Origin of the sequence: Pseudarthrobacter oxydans, assembly GCF_034258515.1 — a bacterium.
GTDB lineage: Bacteria > Actinomycetota > Actinomycetes > Actinomycetales > Micrococcaceae > Arthrobacter.
Window position 1 is genome coordinate 2,711,099 of the sequence record NZ_CP139438.1, and the last position, 18,689, is coordinate 2,729,787.

An 18,689-nucleotide genomic window follows, 5' to 3' on the forward strand; every position below is an offset into this window, starting at 1 on the left:
ATCATGCCAGTTCCCGAACTGTTCGCCGTACGCCCTGCGCGCGGTGCCATAGCTGGGCCGGCTTCTCCACGTAGCGGCAGGACAGCCACGCAACTGGTGCTACCAGCAGTAACGAGGCAGCCGCAAACACCAAAGGAGGCACAACGGAGTGTAGCCCGAGGGCGGCAAGGAACTGCTGCGCAGGCCAACCATAGATATAGATACCAAACGAAACGTCATAGCGGGACCCCACTCCGAAGAGGGGAAGATACAGTGACCCCAGGATGAGGAAAAGACTCAGGGGAAGGTGTACCAAGGATGACGCGAAGCCGAAGGATGACACCAGGACCACCAGGCCGGCGGCAAGCACGAGGGTTGTAGGGTTCGCGGGAATGACATCCTGGAAAAGGTAGATCAACGCTCCTGCGAGAAACGACAAGACAGGTATAAGCGGCCAGTCGTTACGCACGGGCGCGGCGATCCAACCGGCGTCGACGGCCACGGCAGCGGCTGAAGCGACACTGAAGAGAGTCAGCAGCGCGAGGCGTACTAAGTCGGGCCGGAAAAGCCGGAACACTATTCCGATCAGGATGTAACAGGCGATCTCCCAGAACAGCGTCCACAGTGGGCCGTTCCACAAGCGGGGGTCTGGCAGGCCTTCAAGCGACCCGGGAATGCCCCCGACTGCGATAAAGGGGGTGCCGGCGGACAGATTGGTGACAAAGTAGACCGCAGCACCGGAAAGCGAGTAATGCCGGCCCGTCAAGGCGGCCGTAACAGGGGCAACCACAAAAGCTACAGCGGTCACGCAAGCAGCAAGGCCGGGGAAGATCCGCAGAAACCTGGCTAGGCAGTAACTGCCGGCTGAACTCGCCCGTGTCCTGCTTCGCGTTATCAGGTATCCAGAAATCCCGAAGAAGCCCAGCACCGCCCAACTGCCGAGCTTTACACCTCCCGGATTGGGCTCGGGCCCGTAGCCTCCCAGCCACCAGGAGTGGGACAGGATGACAGCCGAGGCCAATAGCAGCCGGATGGCGTTCAAAGAGTTCTTGCTTCCGGCAAACCGGCTTCCCAGCACAGATTCCCCCAAATGGCTTCGATTTGGGTTCAAGGTATGGCAGCTTCCCCAAGAAACATGTCAGGTTTGCCGAAGCTTTAAAGAAAGATGGCCCCGGGCGTTTGCCCGGGACCATTTCGGTGGTGACCCCAGCGGGATTCGAACCCGCGTTACCGCCGTGAGAGGGCGGCGTACTAGGCCGCTATACGATGGGGCCGTGTACATTTCCGTACTTTTGCCAGCGTTTCCGCTGATCAAGCTCAGTGATTCTTTCACACACTTTGCTTTGGTTTCAAATCGGCGGACCGGCTGAAACCGTCTGTTTCGAGCTTCGAACTGCTGCTCAAATCAGAGCTGGGATACCAGGACTCGAACCTAGAATGACGGTACCAGAAACCGTAGTGTTGCCAATTACACCATATCCCAATGATACTTTCGGGCCGGATTTCAGGGGCTTTACCCTGCTCCGTGCGCCTCAGCACGAGAAATTACTTTACCTGAGACTCTTGGCTCGCACAAATCGGCGCGGGTGATGCTGGCCACGACAGCCTTGCATAGTGAATGGACGGACGGAAGGGGCGACGCAATGGCTTGGAGAGCGCGGACAGTCATCGGTTTGGTCGGTGCGGCCGGGGTCGCGGCGTGGGCTCGGGCCTGGCGCCCCCGGCACTTGACGTGGGGCGCAACCCCTGATGAGGTGGCCCGGGCGTTGCCGGGTGATGACCTGGTGCGGTCTCCGACTTTCAACGCCACCCGTGCCATCTCAGTCGGAGCTCCACCCGAACGGATCTGGCCCTGGCTTGTCCAGGTCGGGGTGCGGCGGGCCGGGTGGTACAGCTATGACCTGCTGGACAACCTCGGACGTCCCAGCGCCAGGCAGATCCGCCCCGAATGGCAGGCCCTTGAACCGGGCGACACACTGCCGATGAGTCCGGACGGCAAGCACGGTATCAACGTCTACTCAATGGACTACCCGCGCTCCATGGTCTGGGGAACCCCGGGTGACACCACATGGGTTTGGCAGCTTGACCCGCAACCGGACGGAACCACCCGGCTCCTCACCCGGATCCGCTCCCGCATCCGGTGGTCGCCTGCATCCATTGCATTCTCGGCACTGCTGGAGGTTGCCGACTTCTGGATGATCCGCAAAATGCTGGCCGGCCTGCGTGAACGGGCCGAGCAGAGCGGAACTTCCCCGGGCGGGGAGGACGGCCGGACCCCTGCCCGGAGCGCTTCCTAGCCGACCAGCTCTGCCAGCGAGGACACGGCGTTGCCTTCAAACTCCGCCACCGGCTCCCCCACCCTGTTGAGCCAAACGCCGACCAGCCCCGCCGCCGTCGAGCCCTCCGCGTCCAGGAGCCGGTTGTCGCCCACATAGAGCGTGTCGGCCGGTGCGGTACCCAGCAGCCGGACACCTTCCAGGTAGATGGCCGGATCGGGCTTCGCCACGCCCAGCGTGTCCGTCCCCACCAGCCGCCGGACGCGTTCCAGTCCGGCTCCGTCCAGCTTGGCGCGCTGGTAATCATGCACGTTGTTGCTGACCGCCCCGTAAGGGATGCCTGCCTGGTCCAGGACGTCCAGCAGCGGCATGACATCCGGAAAGGGCTTTACATAGGCGGGCTGCTTTTCAATGTAGGCCGCCAGCCACTGGTGGGACTGCTCGCCCTCGTCCAACTCGACGCCGAAGTGGCCCAGGGCGGCACGGCCGCGCAGCAGCCGCTGCTCGTTGAACGTGAGTTCACCGGCCAGGTAGCGGTCGTAATAGTGGGTGGTTTCGTGCGTAAAGATACGGCCGAACCGTTCCCACCCGGCCTGGTCCAGTCCGGGCAGGAGGTGTTCGCTGACTTCCCGCAGCGCGGTTGTCATCGAGAACTCGAGGTCCACCAGTGTGTCGTCGATGTCGAACAGGATCCCCCGCACCGCCCCGAAGGGCGTGTCCAGGAAACTGGTGGAGGCAGCGGTGGGAGCTGACATCAGCCGCGGAAGGCCCGGAGCCTGCGGAGTGAGGATTCCCGGCCGAGGATCACCATGGACTCGAAGAGCGGCGGCGAGATGCGGCGGCCGGAAACAGCCGTACGCACCGGTCCGAAGGCGAGCCGGGGCTTGAGGCCCAGCTCCTCAACCAGGGTCCTTTTCAGGGCAGCCTGGATTTCTTCCGCCGTCCACTCCTGCACGCCGTCCAGGGCGGCGATTGCCGCATCGAGGACCTCCCCAAGGTTCTCCGGAAGTCCCTTCCGGGCGTCGTCCGCCACATCGATGGCGTCGTCATCCTTGAACAGGAATCCGAGCATCTCGGGCGCCTCGCCCAGGAGCGTGATGCGCTCCTGGATCAGCGGCGCGGCCTCGGTGAGGATTTCCTCCTGCCGCGCCGTGAGCTGCTCCCCCACGTAGCCCGCGGTGCGCAGGTACGGCACCAGCCGCTCCCGGAAGTCCTCCGGCGCGAGCATCCGGATGTGGGTCCCGTTGATGGCTTCGGCCTTCTTGATGTCAAAGCGCGCAGGGTTGGCCAGAACGTCGTGGACATCAAAGTTTTCGATCAGCTGGTCCACGGTGAAGATGTCCTCGTCCGCGGACAGGCTCCAGCCCAGCAGGGACAGGTAATTCAGGAGGCCCTCGGGAATGAAGCCGCGGTCGCGCAGCAGGAAGAGGTTGGACTGCGGATCACGCTTGGACAGCTTTTTGTTGCCTTCGCCCATCACGTAGGGCAGGTGGCCGAACTCCGGCATGTAGCTGGCAACACCGATTTCCATCAGGGCGCGGATGAGGACAACCTGGCGCGGTGTGGAGGACAGCAGATCCTCGCCGCGCAGTACGTGGGTAATGCCCATGAGGGCGTCGTCCACGGGGTTTACCAGGGTGTACAGGGGGGACCCGTCCGCACGCACGATGACGTAATCCGGGATACTGCCGGCTTTGAAGGTGATCTCGCCGCGGACCAGGTCGGTGAACGTGACGTCTTCATCGGGCATCCGGACCCGGAGCACCGGCTGCCGGCCTTCGGACCTGAAGGCGGCCACCTGATCTTCGGTCAGCTCGCGGTCAAAGTTGTCGTAGCCCAGCTTGGGGTCACGGCCGGCCGCGCGGTGGCGCGCCTCGACCTCCTCGGGGGACGAGTAGCACTCATAGGCGTAGCCGGCCTCGATCAGCTTGGCCACGACGTCTTTGTAAAGGTCCAGCCGCTGCGACTGCCGGTACGGTTCGTGGGGCCCGCCCACTTCCACGCCCTCTTCCCAGGTGATGCCGAGCCACTTCAATGCTTCCAGCAGCTGCTGGTAGCTCTCCTCCGAGTCGCGTGCAGCGTCCGTGTCCTCGATGCGGAAGACGAAGGTGCCCTTGGTGTGCTTGGCATGGGCCCAGTTGAACAGTGCCGTGCGGATCAGCCCCACGTGCGGGGTGCCCGTGGGTGACGGGCAGAACCGGACCCGTACGGGAGTGTCGGCAGAAACGGAGGGCAAGGAGGCAGCAGTCGACGCAGAAGCAGTAGTCATAGTGGCTCCAACTTTACCGTCTGCCGCCAGGGGTGAAGGCGGGCCTGGCGTCAGCGGCGCACGATGGGGTTGGACAGGCGGCCGATGCCCTCAATCTCCACTTCGAAGCGGTCCCCCGCGTTGACGAGTCCTACGCCGGCCGGAGTCCCCGTCATGATGACGTCGCCGGGCAGGAGGGTGAAAGCCTGGGACACAATGGAGACCAGCTCGCGCACTCCCCTGACCATCTGGCTGGTGCTGCCGTCCTGCCGCAGCTCCCCGTTCAGCCTGCCCTGGATCTGCAGGTCCTCGGTATCCAGCTCTGTCTCGATCCACGGGCCCAGCGGCGCGGAGGTGTCAAAGCCCTTGGCCCGGGTCCACTGCAGGTCGGTTTTCTGGACGTCCCGGGCAGTGAGGTCGTTGCCGCACGTGTAGCCGAAGATGACGTCGTCCACGCGGTCCTCAGGGACGTCCTTGCAGATCCTACCGATGACCACGCAGAGCTCAGCTTCGAAGGAGACTTCCTCGGAGAACTCCGGCAGCACTACAGGATCGTTGGGGCCCACCACGGCGGTGTTGGGCTTCAGGAACAGGAGGGGCTGGGCCGGGACTTCGTTGCCGAGTTCATGCGCGTGCTCCACGAAGTTTCGTCCCACGCCGATGACCTTGCTGCGGGGAATGATCGGGGCCAGCAGCCGGACGTCCTCCAGCTTGTGGCGGACGGAGGTGCGCTCCACCCCGTTGAAGAACGGGTCTCCGTGGATGACAGTGATTTCCTCACTGCCCGTGTCACCTTCGACAACGCCGTAGAGGGGATCAGAATCAACGACAAACCTGGCAATACGCATGGCTCCTACCCTACCGTCTCGCCACCCCGTGACTGCCAGCGCTACGTCTGGGCCGCAGTGCCCCGGAGGTAGTGGAGCTGCGCCGCCACGGAAGTTTCAGCGGCCCGCCGCACGGAAGGGTCGACGTCGGAATACACTGCGCCGGCGACGTCACGGGCGGTTGCGTCCCGGCCCAGGGTGTCCAGCGCAGCGCGGACCTGTTCCAGCCGCTCAAGGCGGTGGCTGCGGTAGGCGCGCGCAATTTCCACCAGCGACGGAAGAACGGGACCATGGGCGGGAAGCACTGTGGCGGGGCCAATCGCTTCCAGCCGGTCGAGGGAGGCAAGGTAGTCCGCGAGGGTTCCGTCAGGGTAGTCGAGCATTGTGGTGCCGCGGCCCAGGATGGTGTCCCCGGTCAGGACCGAGCCGTGGGCACCGTCGCCGGGGAGGTGGAAGCACACGGAATCGGAAGTGTGGCCGGGAGTGGCCACCACACGGATGTCCACGCCCGCGGCGGAAAGGACTTCGCCATCCTGCAAAGGAGTGCCGCTGCCGTGGCAGTGGACGGCGTCGGCGGCACGCACGGGGGCGCCGGTCAAGCCATGGAGCCGGGCGGAACCTGCTGTGTGGTCCGCGTGGCGGTGGGTGATGAGGATGAGGTCCACGGGGCCTGCCGCTGCCAGGGCCTCCAGGTGGGCCTCGTCGAGCGGACCGGGATCCACCACCACGGCGCCGGGGTTACCGGGTGCGTGCAGGACGTAGGAGTTGGTCCCCGCCAGGCTCATGGGTCCTGGATTGGGCGCCAGGAGAAACCGGGTCAGGGCCGAGCTGCGCTGCAGGACGGAGCCGGAAGCTGAAGTCACCACACCATCCTTGCAGACGCGAAAGGCGCCTGCCGGAACAAAGTCCGGCAGGCGCCGTCGTACGCGTCTGGAAAGTGGGCGCCTAGGCCAGGCGGGTCAGCCAGCCGTGGGTGTCCGGGACAGTCCCGGTCTGGATGCCGAGCAGCTGCTCGCGGATGGCCATGGTGGTCTCCCCCGCCTTGGCGTCCTCGGAGCCGATGAACTCGGTGGCGTCCTTGAGGACTCCGATCGGGGTGATGACGGCTGCGGTACCGCAGGCGAAGACCTCGGCAATCTCGCCGGAAGCAACGCCGTCGCGCCATTCGTCAAGGGTGATCTTGCGCTCGGTGACCTGGCGGCCCATGTCCTTGGCCACCTGGATGACGGACATCCTGGTGATGCCTTCCAGGATGGTGCCGGTCAGCGCGGGGGTGACCAGCGAGCCGTCCTTCATCACGAAGAAGACGTTCATGCCGCCCAGTTCCTCGACTGCATTGTCGTTGAAATGGTCGAGGAAGAGGACCTGCTTGCAGCCGTTGGCTTCTGCTTCCTGCTGGGCAATCAGCGACGCGGCGTAGTTGCCGCCGCATTTGGCATCGCCCGTTCCGCCGCGGCCGGCACGGGCGTATTCACGGGAGATCCAGATGGATACGGGCTTCAGCTCACCGCCGAAATAGTTGCCGGCCGGTGAGGCGATCACCCGGAAGGAAACTTCGCGTGCGGCGCGCACACCCAGGAAGGCCTCGGTGGCGATCATGAACGGCCGCAGGTAGAGGGCCTCGCCGTCGCCGCCGGGAACCCAGTCCCTGTCCACGTTCACCAGGGCTCGGATCGCTCCGAGGAAGTATTCAGCCGGCAGCTCGGGAAGGGCAAGCCTGCGGGCTGACTTGTTCAGGCGGGCCGCGTTTGCTTCGGGACGGAAGGACCAGATGGAGCCGTCGGCATGGCGGTACGCCTTGAGGCCTTCGAAAATCTCCTGGCCGTAGTGCAGCACGGCGGCAGAGGGATCCAGGACGATGGGACCGTACGGTTCAATCCTGGCGTTGTGCCAGCCGCCGTGGCCGTTCTCGTCCACGCTGTAGTCCACCACGGCGGTGTGGTCGGTGAAGTGGTTGCCGAATCCCGGGTTGGCCAGGATGGCTGCACGCTCTTCAGCAGACTTCGGGTTGGCCGAAAGCTGCTGGCTGAATTCGACGCCATGGGCGGTCTGGGTCATGGTTCCTCCACGATCGGCCGCCCCGTGTTCAGCACTGAACGGCGCGGCGGCATTTGGTGATTCGAGACAAGCTTACGCCCGATGCCGGAGCCCCTGGCGCGGTGTCAGAGCCCGGCGGCGATGGCGTCGCCCACGGCACTCGTGGTGCGTGAACCGCCGTCGCGCTCCTCGACGTCGGCAACCACTGCCGCTTCGATCCTGCGGGCCGCTGCGGCGTAGCCGAGGTGGTCCAGCAGGAGCGCAGCGGAGAGGATGGCAGCCGTTGGGTCTGCCTTGCCCTGGCCCGCAATGTCCGGGGCGGACCCGTGCACGGGTTCGAACATGGAGGGGGCCGTGCGGTCCATGTTGATGTTGCCGGATGCCGCCAACCCGATGCCGCCGGTGATCGCGGCGGCGAGGTCGGTGAGGATGTCGCCGAAAAGGTTGTCAGTGACTATCACGTCGAAGCGGGACGGGTCGGTGACCATGAAGATGGTGGCGGCGTCCACGTGGAGGTAGTCGTGGGTGACCTCCGGGAACTCCTGCGCCACCGCCTCAACGGTGCGCTTCCACAGGTGCCCCGCGTAAACCAGGACATTGTGCTTGTGGACCAGGGTGAGGTGCTTGCGCTCCCTGGCGCTGGCCCGGCGGAACGCGTCCCGGACTACCCGTTCCACGCCGTGGGCAGTGTTCAGTGAAACCTCGGTGGCCACCTCGTGGGGCGTGCCCGCACGCAGGGTGCCGCCGTTGCCCACGTAGGGCCCCTCGGTGCCCTCGCGGACCACGATGAAGTCAATGGTGCCCGGGTTGGCGAGCGGGCTTCCCACCGTTCCATAGAGCCGGGACGGCCGCAGGTTGACGTAGTGGTCCAGGCTGAATCGGAGCTTGAGCAGCATCTCGCGTTCAATAAGTCCCGACGGGATACGCGTGTCTCCCGGGGCGGCGCCCACCGCGCCGAACAGGATGGCATCCCGGGTCCGGAGGTCCGCCAGGACCTCGTCCGGCAGGGTCTCCCCGGTGGCCAGCCAGTGCTCTGCACCGAGCTTGTAGTGGGTCTGCTTGAGCTCCACGCCCTCCGCTGCCACGGCCTTTTCGAGGACCTTAATGGCCTCGGCAATCACCTCGGGGCCAATGCCGTCGCCGGGAATAACTGCAAGATCAATGGAGGATGCGCTCATGGATTCAGGTTAGCCAAAACATCCATATGCTGGTCAAGCTGTCTCAATATTCGAGAAGATGCCGAGGGCCGCCGCAGCGCCGGGCGGCAGGAGGCGCTGGGCGGCACTCACTGGGCTACCGGGGAGGCACTGACAACCACGTTCGTGCCCCAGAGGTCGTCCGTGTAGCACGAGATGAGGACCAGCCTGTTGGGCGCAACCTCCCAGACAGGACTGTCCTTGAGTCCCGATTTTACGTACGTGGTGACAGAGTCCACCTGGTATTCAAGCTCACCCGCGGACGTGGCAACGGTTAGCCTGTCCCCCGCTGCCGCCTTTGAACTGAGCCGGTTGAAGGGCGCCTCAAGGTCCTGCCAGCTGTGGCCCACAACGTAGGTGGTGTTGGTGGAGCCCGCCCCCGGCATTCCGTAGGGGGTCAGCCAGTATCCGTCCATGGTGGGCGGCGGAATTATGGTCTGGGAGGCAACGTCCGAGCTGCTCGGATCGAGCGGATGGATGGGGACGTCGATATCAGCAGCTGGATAGACCAGCCGCTCCGGAGGAGCAGCCGGCGGCCCGGCGGCGGCCGACGGCACTTCCGGGGTGATGGCCGGAACAGGGGAAACTGAAACGGCGCCCGTCTCGGACTGCAGTGGAACTGGCGCTGAGGCCACCGCAGTTGCGCCGCCCGGCGGCGACGTCCGCGCCCCGGGCTCAACCAGCGCAGGGAGAAGGGCCACGGCAAGGAAGCCCACGGCTCCGGCCAGGGCCAGCAGAACAACGGTCCTGAGAGTTGACAGCCCGTGACCGTGGCCGGCTGTGCCGGATGTTGCGTTCTCTCCCGGTACTTCCTCCGGGTCATTACCTGCCATGAATTGTCCTCATGCTTCGGTTCAGCGTGGGGAAAATGCCGGGAGACGCAAAGCGCCGTGCAACACCTGCACGGCGCTTCGCGTCCCTTTTACCCGAATGCCGCCGGGGCGGCGGCTACCACGCGCTATCCGCGCTGCTGTCCGCGGACGGCAGTCCTAGCCATCGTCTTCCGGACAGCGAGGGCAGCGCCGGCGACCATCACAGCGGCCAGTCCGCCAAGCCACGGAGCTGCACCCGGACCGGACGAAGCCGAAACAGCGGTCTGCACGTTGAAGCCCTGGTTTGGCGCGGCCACTGCACCGGTTCCGCCTCCGGCAACAGCGCCGCGCGGAGTCGTTCCGGGCACCACTTCACCGGCAGGAGGAGGTACATTGCCCGCGGGCGGTACCGTCGGCGGGGTCGTCGGCGGCGTCGTGGTAACTTCCACGGGAACGCAGTTGTTGTTGAAGGTTGCCTGCCCGGCGGCGGTCCAGTTCTGGCCGGCCGGAACCACCTTTCCGCTGTTCGGCGGGATGATGTCCTCGCTGTGCTGGTGGTGGGCGCCACCGTGGCCGTTCAGGCCCTGCAGCGCAATGTCAAGGACCCGGTAGGGGTTCTTTTCCGATCCCGTCGCGTGGCAGATGGTGATTTTCTTGTCGTTGTCCTTGGGCGGCCCGGCGGGACTTCCGCCGGGCTCGGCGCAACCGGCGTTCCACACATCGACCTTGTCCAGGTTCTGGCCACCAGGCAGGACCTTCCCGTTGTTGGCCGGGATGATGTCCTCGCTGTGCTGGTGGTGCGAACCGGCGTGGCCGTTCAACGCATGGAGGTCAACCGTGATTGACTCGTAGGGGTTCTTTTCCGATCCCGTGGCGTGACAGATGGTGATTTTTTCACCGCCGCCCGATTCACCCGTGGCGAATGCCGTGGCTGTTGCGCCCAAGAGTGCGAGGCTTGTGACTCCCAAGGTGGCAAGGATCCGTTTCATTTCCGTCTCCGTCAATAGTCTGCTTCAGACTGTTCAGACGCGAGAGAGAACACACCGCCCCAACCTGACGGGTCAACCCAATGTGACGGGTCAAAGGCAAACAGACAGCATCGGGGCGACGGTTCTCCCAGATGCGAACTGTCAGTTTGCTAACACGTTCAGGCTATGGATTTTCCTGTCCGGAATCCCCAGTAGGACGTACTTATCTTCGGAATACGGAACTACTTGGCCTCGGCCGGCTCTTCGTACTTCGGGAACACCGGCGAAGGGGCCGGCAGCTCCGTCCCTGCAACGATCGGGGTGCCAATGGCCGCGAACTGCCGGGCTTCCCCTTCGGGCTGGCCCAGCGTCTGCAGAAGCGCCGCCGTTGCGGCGGGCATGACCGGCTGCGCCAGGATGGCCACGATCCGCAGCACCTCGAGCGTCACGTAGAGCACGGTATTCATCCGCTCAACGTCGGTTTTCCGCAGCACCCACGGCGCCTGCTCGGCGAAATAGGCGTTGGTGTCGCCGAGGACTCCCCAGATCGCTTCAAGGGCGCGGCTGAATTCCTGCTTATCAAAGGCTGCCCGGGCCGCGGCGAGGAGGCCGCCGGCCTGCTCCAGGATGGCGTTGTCCTCCGCAGTGAACGCGCCGGGAACGGGGACCGTGCCCCCACAGTTCTTGGCGACCATGGACAGCGAACGCTGGGCCAGGTTGCCGAAGTTGTTGGCCAGGTCCGCGTTCATCCGCCCCACGATGGCGTCGTGGTTGTAGCTGCCGTCGGCGCCGAACGGCACTTCGCGGAGGAAGAAGAACCGCACCTGGTCCACGCCGTACTGGTCCACGAAATCGGATGGAGCCACCACGTTGCCCAAGGACTTGGACATCTTCACTCCGTTGTTCTGCAGGAAGCCGTGGATCATGACGCGCCTGGGCAGTTCAAGGCCTGCGCTCATGAGGAAGGCGGGCCAGTAGATGGCGTGGAAGCGTGAGATGTCCTTGCCGATGATGTGCACGTCGGCGGGCCAGTACTTCCGGAACTTTTCAGATTCGACGTCGGGGTAGCCAACTCCCGTGAGGTAGTTCGTCAGGGCGTCCACCCAGACGTACATGACGTGCTTGTCGTTGCCCGGAACCGGGACGCCCCAGTCGAACGTGGTGCGGCTGATCGACAGGTCCTCCAGGCCGCGCTTCACGAAGCTGATGACTTCGTTGAAGCGGTACTGCGGGGCACCGAACTCCGGATGTGACTCGTAGAGCGCCAGGAGCTTGTCCTGGTAGGCGGACAGCCGGAAGAAGTAGCTCTCCTCCGCCGTCCACGTCACCTCCGTGTCCGTCTCCTTGGAGTAGCGCACGCCGTCGTCCTTGACCACGGTGTCGTCCTCAACGTAGAAGGCTTCGTCCCGGACGGAGTACCAGCCCTCGTACTTGGACAGGTAGATGTCCCCGTTGGCTTCCATCTTTTTCCAGATGGCCTGCGACGCGGCGTAGTGGTCCTCGTCAGTGGTCCGGATGAAACGGTCGTACGAGATCCCCAGCGCGGCATGCGCCGCCTTGAAGGCTTCGACATTCCGGTCCACCAGTTCCTTGGGGGTGATGCCTTCCTTCTCGGCCGTCTGGGCGATCTTCATCCCGTGCTCGTCCGTGCCGGTCAGGAACATCACGTCGTAGCCGTCCAGCCGCTTGAAGCGGGCCATTGCGTCGGTGGCAATGTACTCGTAGGCGTGGCCGATGTGCGGCACCCCGTTGGGGTAGGTGATGGCCGTGGTGATGTAGAACGGCGTTTTCTCTGAAGCAGTCACGTAGAGGACGTTACCTTCGGTGCGGAGGGGCGGGCTAGATGAGTTCGGTCAGGGTATCGCTGAGACGGACGAGTTCGTGGTCGTGCGAGGCCACCAGGACGGCGATTCCGTCCGACGTGGTGTCCTTCAGGATGCTGATGATCCGGTTGGCAGAGGCACGGTCGAGGCTGGCAGTGGGCTCATCCACCACCAGGACGCGCGTGCCCAGGATCAGTGCCCGGGCAATGGCGACGCGCTGGCGTTCACCGCCGGAGAGCTGGGCAGGACGGTGCCGCATGCGGCGGCCCAGCCCCACGAGGTCCAGCAGGTCCTTGGCCATGTCGCGGCGCTGGTCCACTTCGCCGTCAGGGACAGCGGGCAGCAGCACGTTCTCGAGGGCGCTCATCCCGTCAATCAGTGCACCGCCCTGGTCGACGTAACCGATCAAGGCACGACGGCGGTCGGCGATTTCGTCGTCGCCCATGCTTTCGAGGGAATCGCCTTCCCAGTAGACACGGCCCGACGTCGGCAGCGTCAGTCCCGCGCCGACGGTGAGGATGCTGGTCTTGCCGGAGCCGCTGCGGCCGGCAACGCAGTGCATCTCGCCGGCGTGCAGGGTGAGGTCGAAGCCTTCCACCACGCTGACGGCTTCGGCACCGCCCTTGCCCCCGCCGTAGCGGATGGTGATGTCGTTCAGTTCCAGCGGGGTCCCGTGGTCGGAGGCCTTGACGATGGTGTTGGCGCGGGTCTGCAGGGGGACCTCCGCGGAGCCGGACCGGCGGCTCCGCTGGACATTCGTCGGGTTTGTCATTGGACCACTTTCGTTGCAATCGGTATCCAGCAAAGTACAGCCACAAGGCCTGCCACGCCCGCCCACAGTGCAGCGTACGGCGCCAGCAGCAGGCCTATCCCCAGGGCGCCCAGCACGCCCAGCGGCAGGGCAAGGGTTCCCACCAGGGCATTCTCGAACAGCCGGACCTGGCGCAGCATGTCCGGGTTCCAACCCATCGCCTCGAGGATGCCGAGGTACTGGCGCTTGGCGTTGAGCTCAAACCGCCCGGTGACCAGCGTGAGCACCAGCCCGACAGCCACGCCCGAAAGGGCGAGGAGGATGCTGGGCAGGGCAACACTGGCTGCGGCCAGGCCACTCAGGGCACTGGCGCCGGCAGCGCGGGGAATGTCAATGAGCAAGGCGATGAGGCCGCCCACTGCAGCGCCGAACACGCCTACGGCCAAGGCAAGGGAGATCGTGTTGAATTTGTTGGTGCTCAGCTGGCGGTTGGCGAAAGTCAGCGGCGAGTCCACCGGGATGAGCCGCTCGTCATGCTGCGGCTCCTGGTCCACGACGTGGCCATGGCGCAGCTGCTGCGCTGCGAAGAAGGCCGCAGCCGCGTAGAGCACAAGGACGGACACGGACACGAGGGCCGTGGCAAGGCTCCAGCTCACCAGGCTCAGCACGGTCCCGGCGACGGCCAGCAGGACGGCGCCCACTCCGAACTCCTCCAGCACCCACCGGCGCACCCGGCGCTGGGTCCAGCCCATGGCCCGGAGCGTTCCGGCTTCGCTCCTTCGCTTGCGGATGTAGCTGACGGTGGATGCCCCCGTCAGGAGGGCTGCACCGCAGAGCGTCAGGAAGAGCAGCGTGACGTTGGTGCCGGACAAGGATCCGGTGACGGCTTCGGCAGCGTTCTGCCGCACCCAGGACTGCCGGACGGTGCCCAGGGCGGATTCCTTCCCGGCGCCGTCCTTGGAGTAGCCGGGAACGAAGATGCTGGCATCCTCGCGTGCGGAACCGGCCACAATGGTGGCTTCCAGGCCCATCGCGCGGATTTCGCCCGCCAGCTTCTCGACGTCGGGCTGCGCCTGCTTCCAGCTGCCCGGCGCCTTCGCGCGGACCCGGACGGCGTCGATCACGCTGGCGTTGTCGGTGTAACCCCGGGCAGCGGCAAGCCCGTAGTAATCGGTGATGGCACCGGCGGACTGGCTGGCCAGGCCGGTGGCGCTCAGGGAAGGTTCCAGCTCCGTGGCCGGGACATCGTTTCCGGCAGCGTCCTTGACCAGGGTGAACGGGGTGGGGTCGTAGCCACCGAGCGGCAGCTTGTTGACGTCGCCGGCGGCGGCAGCAACGGCAGAGGGGTCGAACGTGCCGTAGACCATCGCCAGCGGAGCAGCTGCCTGCGACCCCGTTTCGAGGTTCTCGCGGTAGGAACGTTCGTCCACGGGTTCGCGCTGGGTCTGGTCAACAGGGGCGCCGTTGGCGCTCTTCTCGGGCAGCCGGTTGACGGTCACCCATTCGCCGGGAACTGCTGCCTTGTCCACGGCGCCGTTCGCAGCCGTTTCGCCGTCCGTGTACTTGGGTGCGGCGGCAAAGTCGGTGCTCCACGTGGCCGGGGTGTAGAGGCCCTGGTTGAAGTTGCCGGTGCTCCCAAGCAGGGATGAGTGGTCCGTGGAGCCCGGCCAGGAAAGGACGAAGGGGTCCTTGGAGACGAACGGGAGGTAATCCTTGTCCAGGGACCGGGAAACGGTACCGACGTCCTTGACGACCTTGCCGGCGCCGTCAATCTCTTCGATCTTGACGTTGTACTTGAGGTCCAGCGACGTGCCGGAGCGCACGATCAGCGGAATGGCCTGGGAGTCGGCAGTCAGCTGCCCGGTCCGCTTGGCCTGCTGGTACTGGGTCATCAGCGGTGCCCAGTACTTGAGCTTGACGCCGAGGAAGTCCGGCCCTTCCTTCAGCTGGTCCAGGCTGATGCCGTTGGTGAAGAGCCCTTCAAGGTAGCGGCCCACGGCGCCCGCGTCGCGTGCATCAGCGGGCGGCGCCTTCTCCAGCGGGGCCAGGAAGTCGCCCGCCGAGCCCAGCAGGGCCCGCTCGGCGGCCGGGTCCACTGCCACCACCGATTCGGTTACCTCAGGGGCGAGGGGCAGTGATACGGACAGGTTGAAGAGGTTGTGCTCGGAGCCGCCGGCCGGGGCGGGAAACTTGATGCCCGTTTCATCCTTGGGTGCAGCGATCCTGATACTGCTGCCTCCGGCGGCCTTTTCTTCAACGAGCTTGGCCTTGCCCAGGGTGCCTTCGGCAGTGGACTTGAACAGCGTCTGCTCAGAGACGCCGTCGGAGCTGACGGCGCTGGCGGTCAGGCGGTACTTCTTGCTTTCGTCGCTCAGCACGGATTCGGCGGCAGGCCACTGGTCCGGGGCGGTTGCCCCGGCGGCCTGGTCGGCCGTTGCGGTGCCGGCCAGCCCGGCGTTGTAGCCCAGGTAGTCCATGGCCTCCAGGCGGGGCGACTCGAGGTTCTGGGTCACCCGGGAGACGAGGCTGATGGGGGCTGCCACGGAGGTTCCGGTCAGCTTTTTGATGGCTTCCAGCTGTTCAAAGCTGATGCCTCCGGTCCCGTTGGCGATCTCCGGCTGCATCAGCGCGCCGGAAGGCGCCTTGGCCTGGACCAGGATGTCATAGAGTCCCCGTGAATTTTCATCCACGGTCCTGTTGAGTGCAGCCTGTGACTGGCTTTGGACGAGGACCGACAAGCACATGGCTGCGATCAAGATGGCCGCGGTCAACAGCAGCACCCTGCTTCTGATGAACCTCTGGACGGCGTTCATGGAACTCCCTGAAACCTGGAATGCGTGCGCACATTCGAGTCCGCGCGGGGCGGACATGGACTATTACGGACTGATGTGCAAAAGGTAATTGGCCGGCCTGCCGGCCCCGGTCCTGAATGAGGACCAAGCCATTGTAAGCAGACCGGCCAATCATACGTGGCCTTGCGGGGACTCGCCGAAGCGGGTCCGGCGGGTACGGCGTTTCGCTGCCGTGGACTAGTCCTCCAGGTCCACTTCACGTACCATTTCGGCGCCGATGCCGGCCTTGATGGCGTCGAGGACCTGCTGCGGCACCGAGCTGTCGATGGTCAGGAGCGCGAGCACCTGGCCGCCCTCGTCAGAGCGCGCAACCTGCATGCCGGCGATGTTGATGTTGTTCATGCCCAGGATATGGCCGATCGTTCCGATCACGCCCGGGCGGTCGGTGTAGGCCACTACCACCAGGTGTTCGCTGATCGGGATTTCCACCTCGAACCCGTTGATGCCCACCAGCTTCTGGATCTGCTTGGGTCCGGTCAGGGTACCGGCCACCGAGATCTGGCTGCCGTCGCTGAGGGCGCCGCGGAGGGTCAGGACGTTCCGGTAGGACTCGGTTTCCGGGGTGGTGATCAGGCGGACGTTGATGCCCCGCTGCTCGGCGATGACCGGCGCGTTGACATAGGAGACCTGCTCGGTCACGACGTCGGCGAAGATGCCCTTGAGGGCGGCCAGCTCCAGGACCTTGACATCGAGGGATGAAATCTCGCCGGCAACCTCAACGTCGAACTGGGTCAGGGAGGCATGGGTCAGGGCTGTGAAGATCCGGCCCAGCTTCTCGATCAGCGGGATGCCGGGGCGGACGTCGGGGGCAATGACGCCGCCGGCCACGTTCACGGCGTCGGGCACCAGTTCACCGGCGAGGGCGAGGCGGACCGACTTGGCGACCGAAACGCCGGCCTTTTCCTGGGCTTCGTCGGTGGAGGCCCCGAGGTGCGGGGTGACCACCACGTTGTCCAGCTTGAAGAACGGCAGGTCGGTGCTCGGCTCCTTGGAGAAGACGTCCACGCCGGCGCCGGCGATTTCGCCGTCCTGCAGGGCCGTAAAGAGTGCTTCCTCGTCCACCAGTCCGCCGCGGGCCACGTTGACAACGTAGGCGGTGCTCTTCATCTTCTTGAAGGCGTCCGCGCCCAGCATGCCCACCGTCTCCGGCGTCTTGGGCATGTGGATGGTGATGAAGTCCGCCTGGGCCAGGAGCTCATCCAGGGTCACCAGCTGGACGCCGAGCTGTGCGGCGCGGGCTGAGGTGATGTACGGATCATAGGCGAGGATCTTGGTGTCAAAGCCCTTCAGGCGGGCAGCGACGAGGGCGCCGATCCTGCCGAGGCCGATGATGCCGATCTTCTTTTCGAAGAGTTCGATGCCCGTGTACTTGGAGCGCTTCCACTCGCCGTCCTTGAGGGCGGCGCTGGCCTGCGGGATGTGGCGGGCCAGGCTGAGGATGTGTCCCACCGTGAGTTCAGCTGCCGAGACGATGTTGGAGGTGGGCGCGTTCACCACCATGACACCGGCCTGCGTGGCTGCCTTGATGTCCACGTTGTCCAGGCCTACTCCCGCACGGGCGATGACCTTGAGGTTCTTCGCAGCGGCGATCGCCTCGGCGTCCACCTGCGTTGCCGAGCGGACCAGGATCGCGTCAACGTCGCCAATGGCGGAGAGCAGCTGGGAACGGTCGGCGCCGTCGGTCTGGCGGATCTCGAAGTCCGGGCCCAGGGCCTCGACGGTAGCGGGGGAAAGTTCTTCGGCGAGCAGTACTACGGGTTTTGACACGGCTGATCCTCTGCGTTGCAGTCCGGGGGATAAAAATAGTCTAGGCCGACGGAAAGGCCGGGCTCACATTGTTAAGTGTGAACCCGGCCTCACAGTCTGACTTTATAACGGCACGTTGGGCCAGCCTTAGCGGGCTGCGGAACCTTCGACGTAGTCCACGTCCTGCTGCTGCCAGGCGAAGAGGGAGCGCAGTTCGCGGCCAACAGCCTCGATGGGGTGCTGCTCAGCCTTGGCACGCAGGGCCTTGAATTCGACGCCGCCGTTGTCCTGGTCCTCGATGAAACGCTTGGCGAAGGCGCCGGACTGGATGTCGGCCAGGACGGCCTTCATGTTTTCCTTCACCTCGGGGGTGATGACGCGGGGACCGGAGACGTAGTCGCCGTACTCAGCGGTGTCCGAAACGCTCCAGCGCTGCTTGGCAATGCCGCCTTCCCACATGAGGTCGACGATGAGCTTGAGCTCGTGGAGGACCTCGAAGTAGGCGATCTGCGGCTGGTAGCCGGCTTCGGTCAGGGTTTCGAAGCCGTACTGGACCAGCTGGGACACGCCGCCGCACAGGACGGCCTGCTCGCCGAAGAGGTCCGTTTCGGTTTCTTCGGTGAAGGTGGTCTTGATGACGCCGGCGCGGGTGCCGCCGATGGCCTTGGCGTAGGACTTGGCCAGCTCCCAGGCGGAACCGGTGGCGTCCTGTTCGACGGCGATGATGTCCGGGATGCCGCGGCCGGCTTCGAATTCGCGGCGCACGGTGTGGCCCGGAGCCTTCGGGGCGACGAGGATGACGTCAACGCCCTCCGGAGCCTGGATGTAGCCGAAGCGGATGTTGAAACCGTGGGCGAAGGCAAGGGCCTTGCCGGGCTTCAGCTTGTCCTTGATGGAGTCGTTGTAGATCGAGCGCTGGTGCTGGTCCGGCGCCAGGATCATGATGACGTCGGCCCATTCGGCGGCGTCGGCAACGTTCTTGACCGTGAAGCCTGCGTCCTCGGCCTTGGGTGCGGACTTGGAGCCGTCCTTCAGGGCGATGACAACCTCGACGCCGGAATCGCGCAGGTTAAGCGCGTGGGCGTGGCCCTGGGAACCGTAGCCAACAATGGCTACCTTGCGGCCCTGGATAATCGACAGGTCGGCGTCGTCGTCGTAGAACATTTCAGTCACT

Annotated in this window: 15 protein-coding genes and 2 tRNA genes; 1 reads left to right on the forward strand and 16 read right to left on the reverse strand. The window is 65.0% G+C overall.

The features are described 5' to 3' along the window. Position 1: 1 nt before the first annotated feature. The 3 genes from SMD14_RS12235 to SMD14_RS12245 all read right to left on the reverse strand — a co-directional run bounded on the left by SMD14_RS12235 (position 2) and on the right by SMD14_RS12245 (position 1,462). Positions 2-1,057 (reverse strand): acyltransferase, encoded by a 1,056-nt coding sequence (locus tag SMD14_RS12235; protein WP_321216265.1) that lies wholly within the window; start codon positions 1,055-1,057, stop codon positions 2-4. A 120-nt stretch (positions 1,058-1,177) separates the two neighbouring features. After that, positions 1,178-1,253 (reverse strand) — tRNA-Glu (locus tag SMD14_RS12240). A 137-nt stretch (positions 1,254-1,390) separates the two neighbouring features. After that, positions 1,391-1,462, reverse strand: a tRNA-Gln gene (locus tag SMD14_RS12245). A gap of 301 nt (positions 1,463-1,763) precedes the next feature. On the opposite strand from SMD14_RS12245, the gene SMD14_RS12250 reads away from it, so the two are divergent. After that, complete coding sequence (locus tag SMD14_RS12250) at positions 1,764-2,276, forward strand: hypothetical protein (protein ID WP_321213815.1); 513 nt, start codon at positions 1,764-1,766, stop codon at positions 2,274-2,276. On the opposite strand, the gene SMD14_RS12255 is transcribed toward SMD14_RS12250, so the two are convergent. From SMD14_RS12255 to ilvC, 13 genes are all read right to left on the reverse strand, one after another. Next, positions 2,273-3,010, reverse strand: a complete 738-nt coding sequence (locus SMD14_RS12255) for an HAD family hydrolase (protein ID WP_157241885.1) — start codon at positions 3,008-3,010, stop codon at positions 2,273-2,275. The genes SMD14_RS12250 and SMD14_RS12255 overlap by 4 nt on opposite strands. Further along, on the reverse strand, positions 3,010-4,524 hold the full coding sequence (gltX, locus tag SMD14_RS12260; protein WP_321213816.1) for a glutamate--tRNA ligase: 1,515 nt from the start codon (positions 4,522-4,524) through the stop codon (positions 3,010-3,012). Before gltX ends, SMD14_RS12255 begins: the two co-directional genes overlap by 1 nt. Before the next feature lie 50 nt (positions 4,525-4,574). Beyond that, the gene (locus SMD14_RS12265) at positions 4,575-5,351 is read right to left on the reverse strand and encodes a fumarylacetoacetate hydrolase family protein (protein ID WP_321213817.1); all 777 of its coding nucleotides are present in this window, start codon (positions 5,349-5,351) and stop codon (positions 4,575-4,577) included. Between the two features lie 41 nt (positions 5,352-5,392). Continuing rightward, positions 5,393-6,193 (reverse strand): MBL fold metallo-hydrolase, encoded by an 801-nt coding sequence (locus SMD14_RS12270; RefSeq protein WP_321213818.1) that lies wholly within the window; start codon positions 6,191-6,193, stop codon positions 5,393-5,395. Between the two features lie 82 nt (positions 6,194-6,275). Next, the gene (locus tag SMD14_RS12275) at positions 6,276-7,388 is read right to left on the reverse strand and encodes a branched-chain amino acid aminotransferase (protein ID WP_157241881.1); all 1,113 of its coding nucleotides are present in this window, start codon (positions 7,386-7,388) and stop codon (positions 6,276-6,278) included. Between the two features lie 104 nt (positions 7,389-7,492). Further along, positions 7,493-8,545 (reverse strand): 3-isopropylmalate dehydrogenase, encoded by a 1,053-nt coding sequence (locus SMD14_RS12280; RefSeq protein ID WP_321213819.1) that lies wholly within the window; start codon positions 8,543-8,545, stop codon positions 7,493-7,495. Between the two features lie 107 nt (positions 8,546-8,652). Further along, the gene (locus SMD14_RS12285) at positions 8,653-9,396 is read right to left on the reverse strand and encodes a class F sortase (protein WP_321213820.1); all 744 of its coding nucleotides are present in this window, start codon (positions 9,394-9,396) and stop codon (positions 8,653-8,655) included. A 125-nt stretch (positions 9,397-9,521) separates the two neighbouring features. Next, positions 9,522-10,364, reverse strand: a complete 843-nt coding sequence (locus tag SMD14_RS12290; protein ID WP_321213821.1) for a hypothetical protein — start codon at positions 10,362-10,364, stop codon at positions 9,522-9,524. Between the two features lie 221 nt (positions 10,365-10,585). Continuing rightward, positions 10,586-12,148: a methionine--tRNA ligase gene (metG, locus tag SMD14_RS12295; RefSeq protein WP_321213822.1), complete on the reverse strand. Its 1,563-nt coding sequence runs from the start codon at positions 12,146-12,148 to the stop codon at positions 10,586-10,588. Between the two features lie 34 nt (positions 12,149-12,182). Next, entirely contained in the window at positions 12,183-12,938 is a 756-nt protein-coding gene (locus tag SMD14_RS12300) for an ATP-binding cassette domain-containing protein (protein ID WP_321213823.1), read from the reverse strand. Next, the gene (locus tag SMD14_RS12305) at positions 12,935-15,730 is read right to left on the reverse strand and encodes an ABC transporter permease (protein ID WP_157241877.1); all 2,796 of its coding nucleotides are present in this window, start codon (positions 15,728-15,730) and stop codon (positions 12,935-12,937) included. Before SMD14_RS12305 ends, SMD14_RS12300 begins: the two co-directional genes overlap by 4 nt. A gap of 216 nt (positions 15,731-15,946) precedes the next feature. Continuing rightward, positions 15,947-17,536: a phosphoglycerate dehydrogenase gene (gene serA, locus SMD14_RS12310; RefSeq protein ID WP_321213824.1), complete on the reverse strand. Its 1,590-nt coding sequence runs from the start codon at positions 17,534-17,536 to the stop codon at positions 15,947-15,949. Between the two features lie 126 nt (positions 17,537-17,662). Then, on the reverse strand, positions 17,663-18,688 hold the full coding sequence (gene ilvC, locus SMD14_RS12315) for a ketol-acid reductoisomerase (protein WP_321213825.1): 1,026 nt from the start codon (positions 18,686-18,688) through the stop codon (positions 17,663-17,665). Position 18,689: the final 1 nt, after the last annotated feature.

Excerpts from the sequence above, each read along its gene's own strand:
- SMD14_RS12305 (WP_157241877.1), bottom strand. The coding sequence starts at position 15,730 with ATGAACGCCGTCCAGAGGTTCATCAGAAGCAGGGTGCTGCTGTTGACC.
- SMD14_RS12300 (WP_321213823.1), bottom strand. The coding sequence starts at position 12,938 with ATGACAAACCCGACGAATGTCCAGCGGAGCCGCCGGTCCGGCTCCGCG.
- gltX (WP_321213816.1), bottom strand. The coding sequence starts at position 4,524 with ATGACTACTGCTTCTGCGTCGACTGCTGCCTCCTTGCCCTCCGTTTCT.
- SMD14_RS12265 (WP_321213817.1), bottom strand. The coding sequence starts at position 5,351 with ATGCGTATTGCCAGGTTTGTCGTTGATTCTGATCCCCTCTACGGCGTT.
- SMD14_RS12285 (WP_321213820.1), bottom strand. The coding sequence starts at position 9,396 with ATGGCAGGTAATGACCCGGAGGAAGTACCGGGAGAGAACGCAACATCC.
- SMD14_RS12255 (WP_157241885.1), bottom strand. The coding sequence starts at position 3,010 with ATGTCAGCTCCCACCGCTGCCTCCACCAGTTTCCTGGACACGCCCTTC.
- SMD14_RS12275 (WP_157241881.1), bottom strand. The coding sequence starts at position 7,388 with ATGACCCAGACCGCCCATGGCGTCGAATTCAGCCAGCAGCTTTCGGCC.
- SMD14_RS12280 (WP_321213819.1), bottom strand. The coding sequence starts at position 8,545 with ATGAGCGCATCCTCCATTGATCTTGCAGTTATTCCCGGCGACGGCATT.
- SMD14_RS12290 (WP_321213821.1), bottom strand. The coding sequence starts at position 10,364 with ATGAAACGGATCCTTGCCACCTTGGGAGTCACAAGCCTCGCACTCTTG.